This is a genomic window from Streptomyces chromofuscus (assembly GCF_015160875.1).
Taxonomy (GTDB): domain Bacteria; phylum Actinomycetota; class Actinomycetes; order Streptomycetales; family Streptomycetaceae; genus Streptomyces; species Streptomyces chromofuscus.
Genome location: NZ_CP063374.1, coordinates 77,870 through 97,807, shown reverse-complemented (window position 1 = coordinate 97,807; position 19,938 = coordinate 77,870). Strand labels below are relative to the sequence as shown.

The window sequence follows — 19,938 nt, the reverse complement described above, 5'->3', positions numbered from 1 at the left end:
AGTCGCTGGGTGCGCTTCCGCATCCGGCTACGGAGCAAGGCCGAAGCAGGTGAGTGGCGATGATGTTCTGGTACGACCACAACGTCAGCGGCTGGGGCTGGTTCGCGATGTCGGCCGGCATGATCCTGTTCTGGGTGCTGATCATCACCATCGCGGTGCTGCTCTTCCGCGCCCTGAACCGGCCCCAGGAGCACCCGCACACCCACACGCCGGCCATGCCCTCGGCCGAGGACATCCTCCGTCAGCGGCTGGCCCGCGGGGAGATCGACGAGGACGACTACCGGCGGCGCCTGAGCGCACTGCACGCCGGGCCACTCACCGAACCCTGAAACCGCACGCCGCACCCGCCTGCGGCCCTGCCCTCCCCTGCAGGAGGCCGGTCATGAACAAGCGCAACTACGGGCTGTACGCGCTCGCCGCCGCGATCGTCATCGCCACCGTCCTGATCGTCGGCGCGCCGCTGCAGAACCTGGTCTGGCTCGCCCTCGTCGTTGCCTGCCCGCTGATGATGTTCTTCATGATGCGCGGCATGCACGGCGGCAACGATCAGCACCGCGACGACCGGGACGAGGACCCGCTGTACAAGCACGACCACCACACCGGGCCCAGCCGGCCCTGACCGTCCCCGGCTCGGGCGGGAGGTGAGTGTCTTGGCCGCCGTGATCGCCACACTGATCGGGCTGCTGATCCTGGGCGCCCTCGTGTACGACATCACCCGGCTGTTCGGCAGCGAGGAGCCCCGCCGTCCACCGCTGGCCCGCCTGCGGGGCCGGCGCGCCGCCCTGGAGGCCGCGGAGCTGCGCGTGGTGGGCCTGCGCCTTCACCACCGCCTCGACCGAGCCGCCTACCAGCAGCGCATGAGCGGCCTCGCCCAGGGACGGCGCACACCCGTCCGCCCCGCCTCCACTGTGGGAGGTCGCCATGGGTGACGCCGCATACGGCCTGTGGCCGCTAGTCGTCCTGAACACCCTGCTGTTCATCGTGTTCGCCGCCAGCTTCTTCCACCCCACAACGCAGCGCGACTGGCGTGCGATGGGCGGCTACAGCGCGTTCCTCGTCGCGCTGTTCACCGAGATGTACGGCATCCCGCTGACCCTCTACCTGCTGGGCAGCTGGCTCGGCTCCCGCTTCCCGCTGCTGAAGGGCACCCACGCCGGCGGACACCTGTGGAACGACCTGACCGGCTGGTCGGGCGATCCGCACCTGAGCCCCTTCCACCTGGCCAGCTACCTCGCCATCGGCACCGGCTTCTGGCTGATCGCCGCCGCCTGGAGGCGCCTGCACGAAGCCGTCCGGCACGACCACCTGGCCACCACCGGCCCCTACGCATGGGTGCGGCACCCGCAGTACGACGGCTTCCTCCTCATCATGATCGGCTTTCTGCTGCAGTGGCCGACCATCCTCACGCTGATCATGTTCCCCATCCTGGTGTACGTGTACTGGCGCCTGGCCCGCAGCGAAGAACACGAAGTCGCCACCCACTTCGGCGAACAGTGGGCTGCCTACGCTGAGCGCACCCCCGCGTTCTGGCCGAAGCTGCGCCACCGGCCAACCGGCTCCCACCCATCGCCGGGTGATGCTCGCCAGCGGCATCGGCCCGCCACCGGGAGGTGAGCGGCGATGTCGGCACTGACCTGGGTCCTGATCGCCGCCGGCCTCGCGACCGTCGCAGCGTGCGGCGTCCGGGTGCACCGCGTGGGCGGGCCGTCGCGGGAGGTGGCGATCGCTCTGCCGGTGGCTGCGGTGCTCGCTCTGCCCGGGCTCCTGAGCGACGACGCGCCCGCGGCTGCCTGGGGTCTATGGGGCGCTAGCACCATCGCTGCCGCCCTGACCTGGGCCGTCGCCGACACCCTGCACGACTTCCCCGCCCCGGCAGCAGGCAAGGCCGGGAGGACGCCATGACCACCAATGCAGCCCGGCCAGCGCGTCAGTAGGCCCGTCCGCGGCCGCAGGCACACCCGCTCCGGACGCCTCCCCAGGTGTCGTGCTGGCGGCCACTGGGGGGGCGAAAGCGTACCGGCGCGGCCTGTGGCCGGCCCGGCACCGCACCCAGGTGCTGCGCGGCGTGGATCTCGAGCTGGCCGCGGGCGAGGTCGTCGGCCTGGTCGGGGAGAACGGCTCGGGCAAGAGCACCCTGATGAAAATCCTCGTCGGGGACCTGCGGCCGACACCGGCACCATCACCCGCAGCGGACGCATCGGCTACTGCCCACAAGAGCCCGTCGTGTACGAACGCCTCAGCTGCGACGAGCACTTCGAGCTGTTCGGCCGCGCCTACGGCCTCACCGAACAGACCGAGCGTGCCTCCCGCGCCCGTATCTACAGCCAGCTCGGCTTCGAACGCTACGCCACCGCCCGTGCCGACCGCCTGTCCGGCGGCACCCTGTCCAAGCTCAACCTCGGCCTGGCACTGCTGGCCGACCCCGAGGTGTCACCGGCATCCCCCAGGGAGCCTACCGGCTGCTGCCCGGCGGAGACGCTCTGGCCCCGATCGCCACCGACTCCCCAGGTGCCGGCGAGCTCCGCGAGCCACTCGGGATCAATCCGCACGGTTCCGTCCGGTCCCGTGCCCAGGCCGGCGATAGTGCGACGCATAGTCGGACCCCTGGTTGACGTCGGCGGCGCTCGCCGGCGCCGCCCACAGCGCTGCGGATGCCACGCTGATCGCCAGGCCGCTGAGCACGGCCGTGAGGGCATTTCGCATGTCAGTTCCTCTCTTCTTGTCCGGATCGTGCTGTCTTCTTCTCCTCGCTCTCACGCGGAACCGCCCTGCTCACCTGCTGCCGGAGGCGAGGGTGCCGTCGGATCCGCGGAGAGCGCTTCGGCGACGTTCCGCGCCCGGATCTCCATCAGGCGCTTCAGCCGACCGAGTTCGGTGGCGTGACGACCAATCAGCTCGCGCTGACGCTCCGCCGTCACGTTGACGAGGGTGGGCAGGTACCGGGTCTCCTCCTGGCACCGGACGTCCGCCACGGCCACGGCGCGCTCCTCTTCGGTGGGGACCCCGTTGTCCCTCCACCGGGGCTCGTGTGCCGCGGTCTCCGGCGAGGCGTAACGGTGGCCGGCGCGCTCCATGCAGGAGGTCCACGCACGCCCGACCGCAGCCAGTCGGGGGTCCTGGGCGCTCGCCGCCATCGCTTGTTTCTCCAACCGGGCCGGAAGGCTCCGATCCGCCTGAGGCACACCCCTCATGAGTTGGCGGGCCGCCTTGGCCCGGCACCCGCCCGTCGGGACGCGCCGACCGCCGTACTCCGGTGCCAGGCCGTAGAGCACCTTCTTCACCTCGGGAGGGGTGTCGTGGTGGTGCTGGGCCAGGGCCGCGCGCACGCGGGGGTTGCGTGTGCTCCACGGTGGCGGCTGGTATCCGTGCCGCGCGGCCTGATCCCGGTCCACCACCCCGAACCGGGCGACCCGCTCCGACGCAATCGACCGTGAGCCGAATTCCAGAGCCGACTCTTCCGGCCCTTCCCAGTCCAGCCCGAAGTGGGCCAGACAGGCGCGCTCCAGCGTCGCCTGAGCACGGTCCGACCGGGCTTGCTCGTCGGGCGACGGCCGGTACCCGTCCAGGGGAAGCGCAATCCCCGTCCGGGGCGGCGGTACCGGTGGCAAAGATCGCGGAGAGTCCCCCGAGGCCTGCTGAGTACCGCATCCCCCGACCAAGCACACCAGGAACACGGCTGCTCCCGCCGCCCCACCGATTCGTCGCATCACATTCCCCTGTCGTCAGTCGGCATCCGTCGTGCCGACCACCGCACGCGCGTCGGCCGTTCCGGCTGTCCCGCCGGAGAACCACACTGCGCTACTGGCCGGGAACAAACCTTGGAAGTACCTTGAATCGCCTGTTGAGCGCGGTTGTGCCCTGGCTACGCTGGCGCCGGGGAGGGGTGGTCGGCAGTGGTGGAGTTCGGCTTGCTCGGCACGATCGAGGCGCTCGTGGATGGCCGTCCGGCGGATGTGGGGCACACTCGTCAGCGGTGTGTGCTGGCCGTTTTGCTCATGAATGCCAACCGGGCGGTTTCGGTCGACGAACTCGTCGACCGTGTCTGGGGGGACCGGACGCCACAGCGGGTCAAGGGGACGTTGTACGGCTATTTGTCCCGGTTACGTCAAGCGCTGGCTCCGGAGGTGCGGATCGTGCGTCGGCCCGGAGGCTACCTCCTGGAGGTGGATCCGCTGTCCGTGGACGTCCACCGCTTCCGCGACCTGATCGCATCGGCCCGGACGGTCGACGGCGAGCAGGCGGCGGTGCTGATGCTGCAGGCCCTGGAACTGTGGCGGGGAGAACCGTTCGCCACCGTGGACGCTCCATGGTTCTGCGACCTGCGCCAGGCGCTGGAACGTGAACGGTTCTCCGCCGAACTGGACCGCACAGACATCCAATTACAGTGCGGGCTGCACGATGAACTGTTGCCCGCGCTCACCGGCCTGGTCGGGCAGCACCCACTGGACGAGCGTCTGGCCGGTCAGTTCGTCCTCGCTCTCTACCGCAGTGGCCGCTCCGCCGACGCGCTGGCCGGCTACCAGAACATTCGACAGCGGTTGGCGGAGGAACTGGGCATCGATCCCGGGCCTCTGTTGCAGCAGCTTCACCAGCGGATCCTCACCGGCGATCCGGCACTGGCCCTGCCGGCTCCCACCCGGGGCTCGCGCTCGGGCTCGGGAACCTTTGTCCCGACGCCACGTCAGTTGCCGCCCTGCCCGAGCTGGTTCGTTGGACGCAATCAGCAACTCGCCGAGCTCGACAAGATTCTGGACTTATCCGATGATTCTCGTGGGTCTTCCGTGATCACGGTGATCGGCGGCAGCGCCGGCATTGGGAAGACCCGCCTGGTCCTGCACTGGGCCCACCAGAATGTCGACCGCTTCCCAGACGGCCAGCTGTACGTGGACCTGCGCGGCTTCGACCCCGCACAGGAGCCCGTCGCGCCCGCCGTGGCCGTCCGCGGGTTCCTCGACGCTCTGGGTGTGGAGTCCGGATCCGTTCCCCTGGATGCTCAGGCGCAAATCGGGCTGTACCGGAGCCTGGTGCAAGGGCGGCGGATGCTGATCGTGCTGGACAACGCCGCCAATGCCGAGCAGGCGGCAGCACTGCTCCCGGGCAACGCCCACTGCACGGTGCTGGTGACCAGCCGCCGTCGGCTGGCCGGGCTGGCCAGCGCCCACGGGGCCCGGCTGCTGACCCTCGACGTGCTGGCCGACTCCGAGGGACGGAACCTGCTGGCCCACCATCTGGGGCGGGACCGAGTGGCGACCGAGCCAGAGGCGGTCTCCGCCTTGCTGGAGCACTGCGCGGGGCTGCCCCTGGCGATCAGCGTGGTCGGCGCACGCGCAGCGACCCACTCGGACTTTCCGCTGACCGTCCTGGCCGAGGAGCTCAAGGACGAGTCGGCGCGGCTGGACGCGTTGGACGCGGGAGATCTGACGGCCAGCGTGCGAGCCGCGTTCACGGTGTCGTACCACGCCCTGACCGCCGGGGCCGCAGAAGTCTTCCGACTCTTGGGACTGGCTCCGGGCCCGGAGATCGGCCACGACGCCGTCGGCAGTTTGGTCGCCCGGCCCGTGTCCGGCGCGCGGACGGCGTTACGGGAACTGGAGAACGCACACCTCGCCCAGCAGACGGTGCCCGGACGCTATCGTCTGCACGACCTCACCCGCCTCTTCGCGGCGGAACAGGCGCGGGACGAGCAGGCGGACGTCAGCGACGAAGCCATGCTGCGTCTGGTGGACTTCTCTGTCCACACGGCTCACAGGGCAGCAGAGCTGCTGGACCCGCACAGAGACTCCATCCGCCTCGCGGCCGCCCGACCCGGGGTCGTGCACCGAGAGTTGGACGACCACGACGCGGCCCTGGCCTGGTTCACCAGCGAGCACCCCGTGCTGATCAGCACGATCGACCTTGCCGTCACGCTGGGCCGCGACCTTCAGATCTGCCAATTGGCCTGGGCCCTGGAGACGTTCTTCGACTACCGCGGCCACTGGCACGACTGGACCACAAGCCAACTCATCGCACTCGACGCGGCCGAACGGCTCGGCGACCGGCCCTGGAAGGCCGCGACACACCGAAGCCTCGGCAGCGTCCACACACAGACAGGCCGGCTCGACGACGGACACGCGCACTTCCGTCGCTCCCTCGATCTCTACGGCCTCTTGGGCGATCGGGTCGGTCAGGCGCACTGCCACCGGGGCCTGGGCTGGGTGTGCCATCAGCGAGGGCGCCAGCGGGACGCGCTCGACCACGCCGAACAGGCGCTGACCCTCTACCGACAGACCGGCCATCGGATCGGTCAGGCCAGAGCGCTGAACAACGTCGGCTGGCTGCACATCACGCTCGGCGACTACCGGGCGGCGCTCCAATACTGCGTTCAGGCGGTGGACCTCAACCGGGAGATCGGCGACCGGCACGGCGAGGCGGGGGCGTGGGACAGTCTCGGCTACGCCCACCATCACCTCACCGAGTACGGCAACGCCATCGACTGCTACCGGCGGGCCCTCGAACTGGATCGGAGATCCGGAGACCGCTACGGCGAGACGGAGATACTGTGCCACCTCGCCGATACACATCTCGCCGCGGCCGATCTCGAGGCAGCGCGGCGTACCTGGCGCCGCGCCCTGGAGATCGCCGAAGAGATCGGCCACCCCTCCACCGCCGACCTGCGTGCCAAGCTCGGTGGCCTCCCCAACCCCGCGGGCGCCGAGGACTGACGGCACCCGGCCTCGTCCGCGTCAGCCGTGCCAGGGCTGAGTGGGATGTCCTGTTCGGCAACGTTCATGATCCGGCAGAGCATGTCGTTGCAACGTTACGTCACCTTTCTTTCTGCAGGTCATAGCGCTGTGAGGCATGGTCGTGATCCGGTCTGCCGTTCCGCTGGGCGCCGATGGACGGGCAGCCGACCGGCAGCTGAGGGCTTACAGGCTGCCGTCGCTCGCAATAATGGTCTGGGCTGCCTTGGAACGACGGCGTGACCGGGGTGACCGGGCCAGGTGGCGACTTCAGGCCTTCCTCGAAGGGAATCGCTGTGCAGGACTGTCGGCTACTGCTCGCCCAGACCGGTGGCGTGCTGATCCACCTCGACGTCCGAGCGCCGTACGCCGGTGAATCGTGTGGGCCGGAAGGCTGCAAGGAGGTCCTGCTCCTGATCGGTTGAGATCTCGGCCGCCGCCAGACGTCCCAGAACCGGTGCCAGGGTGACCCCGCTGTGCGAGACGAGGCAGTAGACGCGGGCCTGCGCAGAGGCATAGCCGGCAACGGTGTGGCCGTCTGCGGGCAGTGACCGCAGGCCGATGCGCAGGTCGATCTCCGGTGCCCGGCCTGGGTCGGGCAGCACTGCGGAGAACCGTCGGGCGAGGGTGCTCGCGATGTCCCCGTCCGCGGCCGGAGGGGCTGCCGGATCGACGTCGGCGTTCAGGTCGAGGGCCTGCAGGACGGTATGTCCGCCGGCCGCGGGGCGGAGGTTGAGGCCGGGGCTGTGGATCACACAGCGCAGGTCGAGTTCCGGGGACCTGGCGTACCCGAGCAGACCGACGGTCTGAGCGCCGCGACCGGCATCCGTCACCATGGGCACGTCGATCCCGGCCCGTGCGGCGAGCCGTTCTGTCCAGCGGCCTGCCGCCAGCACGACTCGATCGCCCGTGCAGACCTCTCCTCCGGCCAGGGTGACGGCTATCGCGTCAGGCCCGTCGTCGATGGCCACGACCTCGCCGATCGCGAACGTGGCTCCGTGCTGCTCGGCATCCGCCAGCAGGTTGCTTACGAAACGGTCCGGCAGAACGTATCCCTCGCTGGGGAAGTACGCGATGGACGTGATGGCCGCCGGGATACGGACGCTGCCTGCGACCCGCATTGCTTCACCAGGTGTGACCCAATGCGCGGGATAGCCGAGGGCCTGCAGTCGTTCCACGTTGCCGACGAGTCGCTGCAGGTTCGCGGCGTCCGCCCACTGCAGTGCCCCGCTGGGGAAGTACGAGGGCGCGCCGGGCAGCTGTTCGGCGAGCCTGGCGTGCTCCTCCATCCCCGCGAGGTTCAGACGGTGGTAGTCCGGGTTCGGCTTACGGCTGGAGTTGGTCCAGGCGAAGGTGGTCGCGGTCGTACCCGTGCCGGCTCCCCGCTGATCGAGCAGGAGAACGTCCTCGCCGGCGAGGGCAAGCTGCCTCGCGACGCTCACGCCGAGCACACCGGCACCGACGACAATAATTTTCATGGTGTGTGCATTCCTTTCTGGCAGCGGCATGCTGCTCACACGGCGGGGACGGGAAGCGCCAGGAACAACTCGGCGGTCGGACGGACGAGGGTGGTGACCACCTCGACGGTGCTTCCTTCGTCGGCACGCGACTTCCTGCACCTCATCAGCGCGGGCGTTGCGATCTCGCTGTCCAGCAGCGCGGCGTCGTGCTCGTCGAGGACCACTGGGTCGAGGTAGAGCCGGATCGCGTCGATCGGTGCGCCTCTGTGCTGCAGGTACGGCAGGGTGACGAGGTCTTCGAGGTGCTCGTTCAGCAGGTCGGGGACGGCTGAGAAGAGAACGACGTGCCGCTCGACCCACTGCGGCTCCTCGCGCGCGGTGTGCGGCGGGCCAGTTCCAGCACGGCCGTATCGGCCGAGGTGCCCGGGGCCAGGATGGCGTCGGCTGCCTGGACGATCCGCGCAAGACGACTTCGTGTCTGCCTGGTGCGCCCTGTGCGGCGGCTGCGGGGGTGACGAAGTGGGTGAGCGCGTCGGCATGGCCACCGATCCCTCCCGATGGACACTTCGTTCCAGTAAGTGGACGCCCTTTGGTGCGGAGCCGGGGCTGCCGGTGTAGGGGCCATGATTCCCGAGCCCTTGGTGCGACGCCTGGTCATCGACCTGCGCCGACGCCCGGGCTCGTGTTGTTGTTGATCCAGGCCTTCTGGCGCGCCCCGCCGTCCGGTGATGCCACCCTGCGGGAGCCGTTGACGCGCCCTCGCGCAGGGGTGCCCTTCTCCGCTTCGTCCAGCCTGACCAGCGCTCGGGGCCGACCGCCCTGTCGGTCGACGACAGCTGCTCGAGTCCCGGCGCTCCATGGGGGACGCCCCATGTCCACAACTTCCCCGTTGTCCAAGCCTGATAATCCGGCCTCACCCGCCGACGTCCCGCCGGAACGCCGCCTCCCGTCGGGGAGGACGTGGGCTCGCGTGCGCCTGTCGCGCTGCCGTTCGGCTCACTTCTGCCGTTTTTCGTCCTGTGGCAGTTGCTCGCAGCGAGCGGAACGTGGAGTGAGAATCTGGTTCCGCCGCCGGTCAAGGTGTGGGACGCGTTCGTCACCGTGTCCACCACCCACGACGGCGTACAGGGCTACAACGGCGCCACACTCGTCGAGCACTTGGGCATCAGCCTGCGCTGCATCGCGATCGCAGCCGGCATCGGCATCGCACTCGGCGTGCTGTTCTGGGCTGCTCACGGCCACCGTCGACGTCTGGCATCGCATAACCCGCTGGCTTCAGCAGCATGTCCCGGTCTCCTACGCCGCGCTCCGTGCCGGCGCCGGCCCCGCCGACATCGCCGCTGGGCGGTGCCGGCGTGCGGCGTGCCGCCAGCGCCCCGAGGCATCGCGGGCGATGTCGACGCCGACTTCCACGACCAGCTCGGGCCGCACCAGGGTCACGTCCAACGTCTCCCGGCTGCCCCACCCGGCGGAGAATGTCCATTCGGTCCATGGGTGTGGGCCCTTGGACGGGGCCAGCCGCGCGGCGACGCTGCGGGCAGCCGCCTGGGGGAGCACTGTGGTGCGGCCGGTGTACTGCGGGCGTTGGGCGGTGTCGTAGCGGCCCAGCAGCAGCGTTCTGGGTGGCCTGAGTGCCAACACAGTGCCGAACAGACCCGGGACATCCGCCTGCGCCGATGACAAGGAGGCTCCTGAAGCGGTGACGACCGTCACCAGCGGATACCTGGAGGCGGCATGACGCAGGTACGCCTCCGCTGCGGCGAGCAGTTCGGGGGTGGTCTCCTGATCGCCGGAGTGAGCCAGGAGCACGGTGATCAACGCTTGACGCAGTTCGCGGGCGCTTGCCGCGTCGGCCTCCGTGACATGGCCGACTCCGAGGCCATGGCCTGTTCCACCAACCACGCGTGCAGCTCCTCGGCGGTGCCGAAGCGCTCGGGCAGTTGGTGAGGGCCGCCGGAGCGGGTGTTGACGAACCGCAGGACGACATCAGCGGCCGGCGGCTGTGTCGTCGGGCTGGACTCGGTCGCGCGTGAAGCTATCGTCGGCCTCCTTGGTCGAGAACAGCTTAAGCCACCCATCGTTATGTGTAAACTGACTACGCTGCTCACCTTCCCCCGCCGGGCCTACCCGCCGGCTACCCGCCGTCGCACCCCTTCAGGGCGCCGCGCGGACGATTGAGGGTCCTGTCCGGTCACCTGTTTGACAGGTGACGAAACGCCGTGCAAGGGTCCTGGCAGCCCCATCGCCGACGAAGCAGGACCGCTCCGGCCGCAGGCGAACGGCCGGAAGTGCGGCCATCATCCTCAGCATCGTGTCTGGAGTTGCCTTGCTCACGCTGATACTCATCGGACTGGCCGGCGGCTTCGTCACCGCGATCTCCCCGTGCATCCTGCCCGTCCTGCCCCTGGTCTTTCTGTCCGGCAGCACGTCGTCCGCCCACGGGAAGGCAGGTCCGACCCACAAGAACCGGCCCTATGCGGTCATGGCCGGTCTCATCGTCAGCTTCACGTCGATCACACTGTTCGGCACACTCCTGCTGGGCGCACTACCGCTGCCGAAGGACATCATCCGCTGGATCGGCCTGCTGGTGTTGCTCGTGCTCGGTGCGGCCATGATGTTCCCGGCGATGCAGGACCTGATCGAACGCCCCTTCGCCCGACTGGGACAGCGGCAGGTCCGAAGCAGCAGCGGCTTCCTGCTCGGACTCGCTCTCGGCACGGTGTACGTGCCCTGCGCGGGACCCGTCCTCGCTGCCATCACCGTCGCAGGTGCGACGCGACAGATCGGCGCCGAAACGATCGCCCTCGCCGTCGCCTTCGCGGTCGGCACGGCGATACCGCTGCTCGGCTTCGCTCTCGCCGGGCGACGCGTCGCGGAACGCGTACGGGCGTTCCGCGAGCGGCAGCGGCGCGTCCGGTTCGTAGCCGGTCTGACCTTCGTCGCTCTGGCCTTCGCCCTGACCTTCAACCTCACCGAGGTCCTCCAGCGGTCCGTCCCCGACTACACCGCCCGCATCAACCAAGCGCTCGACGGGGGAGGCCTCGCGGACGTTCTCGGGGTGGGCGGCAACCAGGACCTTCGTCGCTGTGCGGCACTGCCTTCCTCCAGCCTTGCCGATTGCGGTCCCGCGCCGGAGATCTCAGGGATCCACCAGTGGTTGAACACCCCCGAGGGTGCGCCCCTCACCCCGGACTCACTCGCAGGCAAGGTCGTCCTGGTCGATTTCTGGGCCTACTCGTGCATCAACTGTCACCGCGCCATCGAGCATGTGAACGCCTGGCATGAGAAGTACGCCTCCCACGGCCTGGTGATCATCGGCGTGCACAGCCCGGAGTACGCGTTCGAGCATGAACTGCGGAATGTGAGATCGGGTGCCGAACGCCTGGGCATCAAGTACCCGATCGCGCTCGACAACGAGTTCACCACGTGGAACAACTTCAGCAACAACGCGTGGCCCACCGAGTACCTCATCGACGCCCAGGGGCGGGTACGGCACGTCGCCGTCGGCGAAGGCGGTTACGCCGACCGTGAATCGCTCATCCGTGAACTTTTGAGCACTGCCCGCCCCGGTACGCAGCTGCCACCGGCCACGGATGTACCCGACGACACCCCGACGACCCGCCTGACTTCCGAGATCGGCCTGGGTGCAGGACGCACGTACGCCCTCGCGAACGGAACTCTCACCAGGGGTGTCCGCGAATATGAGTACCCGGAGACACTTGGGCCGGACCAGTTCGCCCTGCGGGGATCCTGGAACGTCGGCACCGAATCGCTGACCAGCGGGCCTCAGGCCGGCATCAAGCTCGCGTTCTTCGCCCGCGACGTCCACCTCAATGTGGGCGGCACCGGCACCGTCACCTCGACGATCAACGGGAAGACCACGAGCCACAGGGTCTCCGGAGCGCCCAACATCTACCGTCTGGTCAGTGGGAGCACTCCCCGCGAGGGCGTGGTCACCGTGACCCTCTCGCCGGGGCTGAAGGCCTACTCCTTCACCTTCGGCTGAGGGGTCTGGGCAGAGCGGTGCGGTCACCTTCTTGACAGGGAGACCACCGTGGGGCAGACCCTGCCCCGTGCGTGCTGACGAAGCTGCCGCCGCGGCGGTCCGACCGGAGGGTGCCGGGCCGGGGCGAGGCTGTGCTCTCGTCCCGGCCGTCAGGGCCCCTCGATCCGCCGCTCGCGTGAGCGGCGGACGACCGGCAGCGCACCGTCGTGGCAGCGTGGGCGTGAGTGACCGCGGGCCACTGGGTGCTCGGTTGCCGGTCCTGCCGCACCCGTACGTCAGGTCGGTCATCGGGGCCCACCTCATACATCGCCGCACCGCCCAGGAAACGCAGCGTATTGAGGTCGCGTCGCGCCACTGCCACCACGGGGTGGCGGAGCGTCAAGGTGGCGGGGTACTCCAAGTCCCGAGTGGTGGGCACGATGGGGTCGCCGGCCTTCACGACCGGCGTGAGACTGTCGAAACTCTCCACTTCCCTGACTTTGTCCAGGGCGCGGTACCGGACAAGTCGGCCCGAGACGGGAGAGGCGAGTGCGGCCAGGCGAACGCGCTGCGGCGCCGGTACTTCGTTCCGGCCCGGTCCAGGAAGCGCTCCGGGCTGACGTACGCGTCGGCCGACCACTCCAACTGCCCTTCGCCGTTGACGTCCGCGACGTAGTAGGGGAGTCCCGACGGCCTGGCGTTCGTCTCGACCGGCCGAGGCCCGTCCGGCGTGAGCTTGATCTGGACAAGCGAAGCCCTTCGCACCGGGGACCGTCGGTGGTGCCCCCGACCGGCCCGGATCCTGCCGCCCTCGCGGTTTGCAGGTCGCCACGTCCGCACTCGGCTCGCGAAACCCGAAGCATCCTGAGCTGCCCGCTCGGCCACCGAAGACGCCGAGCCCGGGTGCCTCCGCCCTCATGCCCCGCGGCCAACGACCTCACGACGTGGGCCGTCCAGCGGCTGGTGCCGCGGACGGCCCACGCGGGGCGGCGTTTCCACACATTCTGCTGCTGGGTGGCCACCTGCCCAGGGAGACGCGGCGTCCTACCGTGCGGTCGGCCAGTGCGGCCAGTCGGGCGCGTAACCGCACCAGTGCGCAGGGCATCCGACCCGGTAGGCTCGGGTGACCGTCTCCATGAGGGACGCCCCCGACCGGTCCTCGGCGCTCACTTTCAAGGAGACCCAGCCGGTCTTCAGCGCCGGCACGGTCACCTGCCGATCGCTGCCGCTTCCGCGGACCGCGGCCGACCGCCAGGTGACGCCGTCATCGGTGGAGTAGCTGACCGCGACCCGGGCGATGCCCGCACCGCCGTGTGCACCTGTCTGGCGCGCGAGGCCGAGACCGAAGGTGAACGGACGGCCCACGGAGACCGAGTTGTCGCCGTCGAGCCCGGCCATGTCGTAGCGGGTGTCGATGAGCGCCAGCGGGCGCTCGCTCGAGGTGTGCTCCGAGCGGAACCGCCAGACGTCCGTGACGTGCGTGCCCAGTGACCAGTCGGAATGGTCCCGATGAGCCGTGGACGCCAATTCGTACCACTGCCCGCGCGCCGGAACGTCGAAGACGCCTTGCCCAGGCTCGTCGTTGCGGGCGATCACCCGGCCCGAACCGTCGCGCAGCACCGTCTCGCCGGTCTCCAGGTCGCGCGCCGGATCAGATCGGTGGCCCGCCGCGTCCGAGAACATGGGCAGCGCGACACGCAGCTTGTCCCCGTCCCGCGTGGCCGGGAGCCGGCCGTCCGCTCCCGCCACCGCCAGTGAGGGGTTGAACGGGCCGGTCATCCAATGGTCGTGGGCGGTACGTCCCCGGCGGTGAAGGGTGGGTTCGGAATACTGCGCGCCCAGCGCCCCCACATGGTCGATCATGTATTCGTACGTGGCTGTCGTCCACCGCACATCAGGTGTGTAGTAGGCCGTCATCCGGTCCGGGGCCCGGAATCCCGTCGACTGCCTCGCCAGGTGCAGACCGCGGTGGGTCACCCAGCCGTACAGGGTCTTGGGGTCGTTGGGGAAGCCGGTGGTGCGGAAGCTGTGCTCCACGCGGGCGAGATCGGCCCGGCGCTGCTGCCAGTGTGCCCCGGCCGGGATGCCGTCGTCGTGGGTGTGGAAGGTGAAGTAGGTTCGCTCGGCGTTTCGTTCACCCTTGATGCGCAGCGCCACTTCGCCCTTGGCCAGTCGTGCGCGAAGCAGCGCCACCCCCTCTGCGCCGATGCCCAGAGTCGGGTCGGCGGGGTCGATCGACGCCGACCCCGCCAGCAGTATCGCGGCCGGCTGCCGCGCCTTTATCGCGGCGTACCGCCGGTCCGCCTCCTCCCACGGGAGGCTCCAGTCCTGTTCGTAGAGCACGATGCGGTCCTTGAGCTCTAGCCCTTCGAGGTTCTCCGCCGTGCCTGCGTCGACGACCTTCGCTTCGAGGTCCCACTCCAGCCGTTGCCAGGAGACGAGCTGCACCGGGATGTCGAGCGGGCCACCGCCGGACGAGGTCGTGGCAAGCACCTGCGGCTTCTCCCAGGACGCCGCGGAGAAATACGTCAGCCCGGGTATGCGGCCGCTGCCGATCGCGTACATCTGGTAAGGGCCGTTGTACAGCGGTGCGACCAGCCCGGCAGGAGCGCCGTCACCGGTCGTGGAGATCAGACCCGCTGCCGAGCCGTACTCGTTGAGCCGCATCTCCGGGTCGTCGATGCCCATGGTGACCGGCTTCGCGGCGGAGATGTCCGTCCTCAGCGTGCGGTCACCCGTGAGGGAGACCCGCTGGGCGACGACCACAGACCTGTCGGGCACGCTTACCGAGCCGAGGCGTACGTACTCCCACACCCCGCCGAAGACCCGGTAGTCGCCGACCGGCAGCCGCAGCTCCTTGGAGCCCGTGCTGAGGTCGACCAGCTCCGCCGCGCCGGTCTGCTCGTTCTGCACCACGAGGTTGGTGTACGTCGCCTCGACTCCGGGCCGCTGAGCGCCGGGTTCGAGCCGGAGCGTCGCACTCGGCCCCTGCACATGGACACCGACAGGCGTCCGCACCCTGCTGCCGTCACTTCCGTGCGCAGTGATCCAGGCGCTGTGGGCCCCGGCCCTCGCACCAGCCGTGTCGACGTGAACGACGGCCTCGGCCGAGCCGCCCGCCGGTACCGTCAGTTTCCGGGTGGCCAGGGAGATCGGCGCGCTGCCGGTGACGGAGAGGGCAAGGCGTACGTCCTTGCCACTGTCGTTGCGGTACGTCACCGACCGGGTCACGTCCGCCGGGTACGGCCACACCAGTTCGGCCGAGACGGCGGCGGGGACGGAGGTGACCCGGGAGGCCAGCGCCCCGGGGATGTCTACGCTGCCGGCGCCCTGCTCGTACACCCCTGCGCCAGGGACCGGGTCCGCGGTGGCGACCAGCGCCGCCTTGAGTCGCCGGGCGTCCCAATCAGGGTGCCGTCCCTTCAATATGGCGGCCGCTCCGGAGACGTGCGGGGTTGCCATCGACGTGCCGCTGATCGTCGCGTAGGACTCACTGTCCGCCGCGGGATCGAGCGTACCCGCGGCGCGGGCGGCGGTGATCGCGCTGCCTGGCGCCGTGATCTCGGGCTTGACGCCGCCGTCCGTCACCGCGGGGCCACGAGAGGAGAACGACGACATCGTGCCGTCCTTGGTGACCGATCCGACGGTCAAGGCGCTGGGCGCCGCCGCGGGCGAGCCTATGGTGCGCGGCGCGCCGTCGTTGCCCGCCGCGACGACGAACAACGGGCCGCCGTCGGCCGAGAGGGTTTCGACCGCCTGCGAGAGCGGGTCACTTCCGTCGCTCGCACCCCCGATACCGAGGCTCATGGACACGATGTCGGCGTCCTGGGCGACGGCCCATTCCATGCCCTCGAGGATCCAGCTGATGTCGCCCGTGCCGCCCGAGTCGAGAACCTTGCCGACGAGCAGCTCGGCCCCAGGAGCCACGCCCTTGTACCGCCCGCCGGATGCCGCACCGCTGCCGGCGACGGTCGAGGCCACGTGCGTGCCGTGCCCGTTCAGGTCAGTGATGCCCTCGTCCCAGGTGAAGTTCCGCTGGGCACCGACCTTGTTCTTCAGGTCGGGGTGATGCGGGTCGTAGCCGGTGTCGAGCACTGCGACCTTCACGCCCTTGCCGTCGAGGCCCTTGGCCCAGGCTGAGGGTGCGCCGGTCATGGCGACGGAGCGGTCCAAGCTGGCCTCTGCCTTGGCGTCCAGCCACAGCTTCGTGGAGCGAGCGGTGCGCGACGCGCCGTCCGCGGCGGCCACGAAGCCGCGCCAGGCCGTCGCCGTCTCGGACTTGCGTACCGTGCGCGCCGTCAGTCCGAGCGAGGAGAACGCCTCCCGTTGCGTCGAACCGCGCAGGGCAGGGCCCGCCTGCGCCGTCGCGATCAGCGGGATGTCGGCGCGGGCCGTGTCATCGAACCCTTGCGCGACGAGTGCGGTGATGTCGAAGAACTGCCGGTCGAGCCGGCCGGTGCCCAGTGCCTGCGCCGCATCGACCGGGATCACATACTCATGGCCGCCGGCCCTGACGCGGGTGAACGCGATGTGCTCGCGTCCTCTGGCCGGAGTAACCCCTGCGACCTGCAGCGCGTCCGCGCTCCCCGTGAACGCAACGCGGTCGCCGCTGATCAGCGTGATCACGCGCTGCCCCGGTGCGACCGCCCGTGGCCCCACCGAACGACCGCCACCGGGATCGGTACCGCGTACCGGCGCGGGCTCGGCCGCGGCCGGTACCAAGGTGACCAGCATGGTCACGGCAGCGGCCGCTGCGACGGCCGCTGTCCTGGATCTGCGTCTCATTGCCTGATCCAACCCTCTCAGTGCACACGTATGACGGCCGGCTTCGTCACGACCGTTGCCGAAGCCCTCGTCTACCGGGCGGGGTCGGTGCAGCGCCATAGCTCGGCATGGCGCGTTTCGCCATGTCACATGTCCGCCAACCGCTCTCCCGGCGGAGTCCGGCCGGTCGCCGCCGCGCCCGTCAGGACGAGTTTCTTGGCGCGGCGTCCGCGCAGGGTGACGATGGGATGGCGGCGACGGCAGCGGCGGCACGCTGTAAGGACATGCGCGCACGCTTGCGTCGGCCACCGCCGCCGCTCTCCACTTCACGGAGAGGACTCCCAGTGACCAGCGACCAGCGTGTCGTCACCAACCCGGCCACGCTGCACGACCCCACCCCGTTGGGCCACAGCCATGCCGTGTCCGCTCCCGGCGAACTCGTCTTCATCGCCGGCCAATACGCTTCCGACAGCTCCGGAGCCCCGGTGCCCGGCGACTTCGCCGCACAGGTCGACCTGTCCCTCACCAACCTGCGGCTCGCTCTCGAGGGGGGCGGGCTCGGTTTCGAGCACGTGGTTCGGCTGGGCTCGTACGTCGGCGACCACGATCTCGGCAAACTCGAAATCCTCGGCCGGGCGATGCACGCGGCGTTCGGCGAGCGGCTTCCCGCACAGACGCTCTGCGGGGTGGCGCCCAGGACGGCATCTGCATGCATCCGTGCGCGTTCGACTGCGTCAGCCTGCGCGGACGGCCACCGATCGGCATCACCCACAGACGACTGCGTCAGCCTGCGCGGACGGCCACCGATCGGCATCACCCACAGAGCATTGAAGCGGTGAACGCGACGGATTGTCCGTCGGGGGAGAGGCTGGGGAGGTGCGCACCGCGAACCGGTCGTGCGGCTGCCGAGTCGAAGTCGTACCGCTTCTTGGTGTAGACCGGGCGAGGGACGTTCAGGGTCGCTGTGAAGGGAACGTTCTCCACTGCGGACGGTGCGGCCGTCGGGCCCGGGCGTCGCACTCGCACCTGCCCGTCGGCCACAGCGATTGCGCAGGTGCTCGCGGTAGGGTTCGACGAGGCCGGCGCGGTATGTGGGGACGCGGAGCATCCGCTCGGGCCGGTCGGCCCGCGCGTAGCGCTTGACGGTGTTCAGGGCCAGCTGCAGTCGGCGGGCGCACTCGAGCAGGCCCACGCCCTTCTCGAGCAGGTTGTGGACCTGGTGCCGGCGTTCCAGGGTCGTCTGCGCGCGGGCCCGTCGTAGATGGGTGCGTCCAGTAGGGCGGCCCAGCAGGTGCTGTGTGCCTTGACCTCGCCCAGGGCGGCTTCGCACAGGTTGTGCCGCAGGTGCCACCGGTCGGCGACCTGGACTGCGTCGGGCAGGGCGCGGCGGATGGCTTCGGCGTAGGTCGCGGAGCCGTCTCGGCACACGATCTCGATGCCCGGATGCTCGCGCAGCCGTGCATCCAGCGTGTCGGCGGGACACCGCCGTCCGCCGAGGAGGACCCGCGCGGTGCCGCGGGTGGTCGTCACCGACTGGCTGTCCTCCTGTGGCGCGGCCCACCGTGAGGTCATGCTCGCGGTGGAGCACGACTGTCACCAGGGTCCGAGCAACCGGGCGGAGAACTCTCACCGGCCCGCGCGGTGGTGGGAATGCGTGAGGAAGGGTTTGGTGCTCCGTCGGTGTGGTCCAGCGGTTCCTGTCGGTGTTCGGTGGTGTCTTGCCCCGCTTCCGGCTGCTGTGCCGGGGTGACCGTCCGCTTCGCGGTCCGGGGCCGGATCGCCGGCGTTGTGGGCGGGCCCGTGGCCTGGGCACGGGCCCGGACCGTGTGCCCATACGCTCCGGCGCGCTGTCAGGATCACCATATTCAGCGATGTGGCAGCGTCCTTGAGGTCTCGAAGGGTGAGGAACGGCCGCTGCCGTGAGTTTTGTTCGTCAATCCGCTCGGACGGCTGAGCCGTCAAGTCGTCCGGAGTCAGCAGGCGTCGTATTTCCAGGCGTTCTGCTCCCGGATCCAGGGCTGGCCCTGCTGGTCGAACTCCGGGAGGCCCTCGATCTTGTAGGAGACGCGAGCCCGGTCGCCCGACAGTTCGTCCACCGTCACCTCGGTGGCGTCGCGGGACCCGTACTTCTCGGCGGCATCGGCCAGTGCGGCTTCGTACCCGGCCCTGCCCTCTTCTCCCGCATGCTCCGCCTCGTGCGCGGCCACGGTCCGGCAGCGCTGCGACATGATTCCCAGGGCCGCCGGGGCGTCTGCGTCGAAGTAGGCGGTGGTGTACGCCTGTACGGCCTTCGTCAGCGCGGCGTCCTCCGGTCCCGCCTGCCGCTCCTTCGTCGTCGTCCCGCTCGCCGGGTTGCCGGAAACCTCGTCGGAGGGGTTGCCGGAGGAACACCCGGCGAGCAGCAACAAAGCGGTGGCCATGGCCGCCGACACGGTGACGCGGACGACGCGGATGCGCATGTGTCCCCCGGAGCAGTGGGTTTGCAGTGCGTCGGCACTGGGTGAGCAGTGATCCAGGAGGGCATCGTGCCACAGCAGGACCGCCGCTCCCAGACCACGATTGCGGCGAAACCGCCTTACCTGGCGGCGAGTTCACGCCAGTCCGGCGCCGGACGACTGTGGGGCCGTGCGAGCGACCGGGACACTCCCGGCCTTCCGGCCGGCTGCTCCACCCGGTCGGTACGGTCCACCGGCGTCGGATCACGCGAGGAGCTCGACACGAGCGGCCCGCGTTCGCCGCACCACGCGAACGGTGGCGGTGACGCCGGCCGGGCTTCGGTGCCTTCGCCGACGGCCACGCCGCCCACGGCAACTTCCGCGCCTGGGCCCAGCTGACCGCCCACACCCGCACCGCACTGGCCCGCCCTGGCCGCCCCCGCGTCGGCCAAGAGCTGCTGCGCTGGGCTTTCAGCCGCCTCACCTGACCACCACACCGCTCACCGTGCTACCGCCATCCGTCACTGTGGTCATCGACCCGGCGACGACGTCATCCACACGCACACCGCACTGGC

The 19,938-nt window shown here is 69.9% G+C and carries 15 protein-coding genes and 3 pseudogenes; 10 read left to right on the top strand and 8 right to left on the bottom strand.

All coding sequences use genetic code 11. From position 1 onward, the window contains the following. Nucleotides 1-59 precede the first annotated feature (59 nt). The 6 genes from IPT68_RS00355 to IPT68_RS34730 all read left to right on the top strand — a co-directional run bounded on the left by IPT68_RS00355 (nt 60) and on the right by IPT68_RS34730 (nt 2,584). A complete protein-coding gene (locus tag IPT68_RS00355; RefSeq protein WP_189702133.1) occupies nt 60-329 on the top strand; it encodes an SHOCT domain-containing protein in 270 nt (89 codons plus the stop codon). A gap of 53 nt (nt 330-382) precedes the next feature. After that, nucleotides 383-619 (top strand): DUF2933 domain-containing protein, encoded by a 237-nt coding sequence (locus IPT68_RS33655; RefSeq protein WP_228040113.1) that lies wholly within the window; start codon nt 383-385, stop codon nt 617-619. Nucleotides 620-659: 40 nt separating this feature from the next. Beyond that, entirely contained in the window at nt 660-929 is a 270-nt protein-coding gene (locus tag IPT68_RS00345; RefSeq protein ID WP_228040691.1) for a hypothetical protein, read from the top strand. Continuing rightward, nucleotides 922-1,614 carry a methyltransferase family protein gene (locus IPT68_RS00340; RefSeq protein WP_189702135.1) on the top strand — a complete coding sequence of 231 codons (693 nt, stop codon included), beginning with the start codon at nt 922-924 and terminating at the stop codon, nt 1,612-1,614. Before IPT68_RS00345 ends, IPT68_RS00340 begins: the two co-directional genes overlap by 8 nt. Nucleotides 1,615-1,620: 6 nt before the next feature. Continuing rightward, nucleotides 1,621-1,902 (top strand): hypothetical protein, encoded by a 282-nt coding sequence (locus tag IPT68_RS00335; RefSeq protein WP_189702136.1) that lies wholly within the window; start codon nt 1,621-1,623, stop codon nt 1,900-1,902. An 82-nt stretch (nt 1,903-1,984) separates the two neighbouring features. Then, nucleotides 1,985-2,584, top strand: coding sequence for an ATP-binding cassette domain-containing protein (locus tag IPT68_RS34730; protein WP_322734590.1), 600 nt, complete (start codon nt 1,985-1,987; stop codon nt 2,582-2,584). Nucleotides 2,585-2,753: 169 nt separating this feature from the next. On the opposite strand, the gene IPT68_RS00325 is transcribed toward IPT68_RS34730, so the two are convergent. Continuing rightward, entirely contained in the window at nt 2,754-3,326 is a 573-nt protein-coding gene (locus IPT68_RS00325; RefSeq protein WP_228040111.1) for a hypothetical protein, read from the bottom strand. Nucleotides 3,327-3,893: 567 nt separating this feature from the next. On the opposite strand from IPT68_RS00325, the gene IPT68_RS00320 reads away from it, so the two are divergent. Then, nucleotides 3,894-6,701: an AfsR/SARP family transcriptional regulator gene (locus IPT68_RS00320; RefSeq protein WP_228040109.1), complete on the top strand. Its 2,808-nt coding sequence runs from the start codon at nt 3,894-3,896 to the stop codon at nt 6,699-6,701. A gap of 329 nt (nt 6,702-7,030) precedes the next feature. Here the strand turns inward: IPT68_RS00320 and IPT68_RS00315 are convergent, their stop codons facing one another. Together IPT68_RS00315 and IPT68_RS00310 are read right to left on the bottom strand one after the other, a co-directional pair. Then, nucleotides 7,031-8,227 (bottom strand): NAD(P)/FAD-dependent oxidoreductase, encoded by a 1,197-nt coding sequence (locus IPT68_RS00315; protein ID WP_228040689.1) that lies wholly within the window; start codon nt 8,225-8,227, stop codon nt 7,031-7,033. A gap of 5 nt (nt 8,228-8,232) precedes the next feature. Beyond that, entirely contained in the window at nt 8,233-8,718 is a 486-nt protein-coding gene (locus IPT68_RS00310; RefSeq protein WP_189702137.1) for a UTRA domain-containing protein, read from the bottom strand. A gap of 421 nt (nt 8,719-9,139) precedes the next feature. Here IPT68_RS00310 and IPT68_RS34725 point away from each other — a divergent pair. Then, nucleotides 9,140-9,439, top strand: a pseudogene (locus IPT68_RS34725) (ABC transporter permease); the annotation flags it as partial. A 36-nt stretch (nt 9,440-9,475) separates the two neighbouring features. On the opposite strand, the gene IPT68_RS33645 reads toward IPT68_RS34725, so the two are convergent. Both IPT68_RS33645 and IPT68_RS34900 read right to left on the bottom strand, forming a co-directional pair. Further along, a complete protein-coding gene (locus IPT68_RS33645) occupies nt 9,476-10,081 on the bottom strand; it encodes a hypothetical protein (RefSeq protein WP_228040107.1) in 606 nt (201 codons plus the stop codon). Further along, nucleotides 9,994-10,257: an ABATE domain-containing protein gene (locus tag IPT68_RS34900; protein ID WP_373300764.1), complete on the bottom strand. Its 264-nt coding sequence runs from the start codon at nt 10,255-10,257 to the stop codon at nt 9,994-9,996. The genes IPT68_RS33645 and IPT68_RS34900 overlap by 88 nt, the downstream gene beginning before the upstream one ends. Before the next feature lie 233 nt (nt 10,258-10,490). Between IPT68_RS34900 and IPT68_RS00300 the strand changes: the two genes are divergently transcribed. Further along, the gene (locus IPT68_RS00300; protein WP_228040105.1) at nt 10,491-12,185 is read left to right on the top strand and encodes a cytochrome c biogenesis protein DipZ; all 1,695 of its coding nucleotides are present in this window, start codon (nt 10,491-10,493) and stop codon (nt 12,183-12,185) included. Between the two features lie 1,023 nt (nt 12,186-13,208). Here IPT68_RS00300 and IPT68_RS00295 read toward each other — a convergent pair. Continuing rightward, nucleotides 13,209-16,790 (bottom strand): S8 family peptidase, encoded by a 3,582-nt coding sequence (locus IPT68_RS00295; protein ID WP_189702138.1) that lies wholly within the window; start codon nt 16,788-16,790, stop codon nt 13,209-13,211. A 482-nt stretch (nt 16,791-17,272) separates the two neighbouring features. Here IPT68_RS00295 and IPT68_RS00290 point away from each other — a divergent pair. Beyond that, nucleotides 17,273-17,620 (top strand): annotated as a pseudogene (locus tag IPT68_RS00290) (RidA family protein); the annotation flags it as partial. Between the two features lie 317 nt (nt 17,621-17,937). Here the strand turns inward: IPT68_RS00290 and IPT68_RS34895 are convergent. Together IPT68_RS34895 and IPT68_RS00280 are read right to left on the bottom strand one after the other, a co-directional pair. Then, nucleotides 17,938-18,404, bottom strand: a pseudogene (locus tag IPT68_RS34895) (transposase); the annotation flags it as partial. Nucleotides 18,405-18,901: 497 nt separating this feature from the next. Next, on the bottom strand, nt 18,902-19,387 hold the full coding sequence (locus IPT68_RS00280; protein WP_189702140.1) for a hypothetical protein: 486 nt from the start codon (nt 19,385-19,387) through the stop codon (nt 18,902-18,904). Between the last annotated feature and the right edge of the window lie 551 nt (nt 19,388-19,938).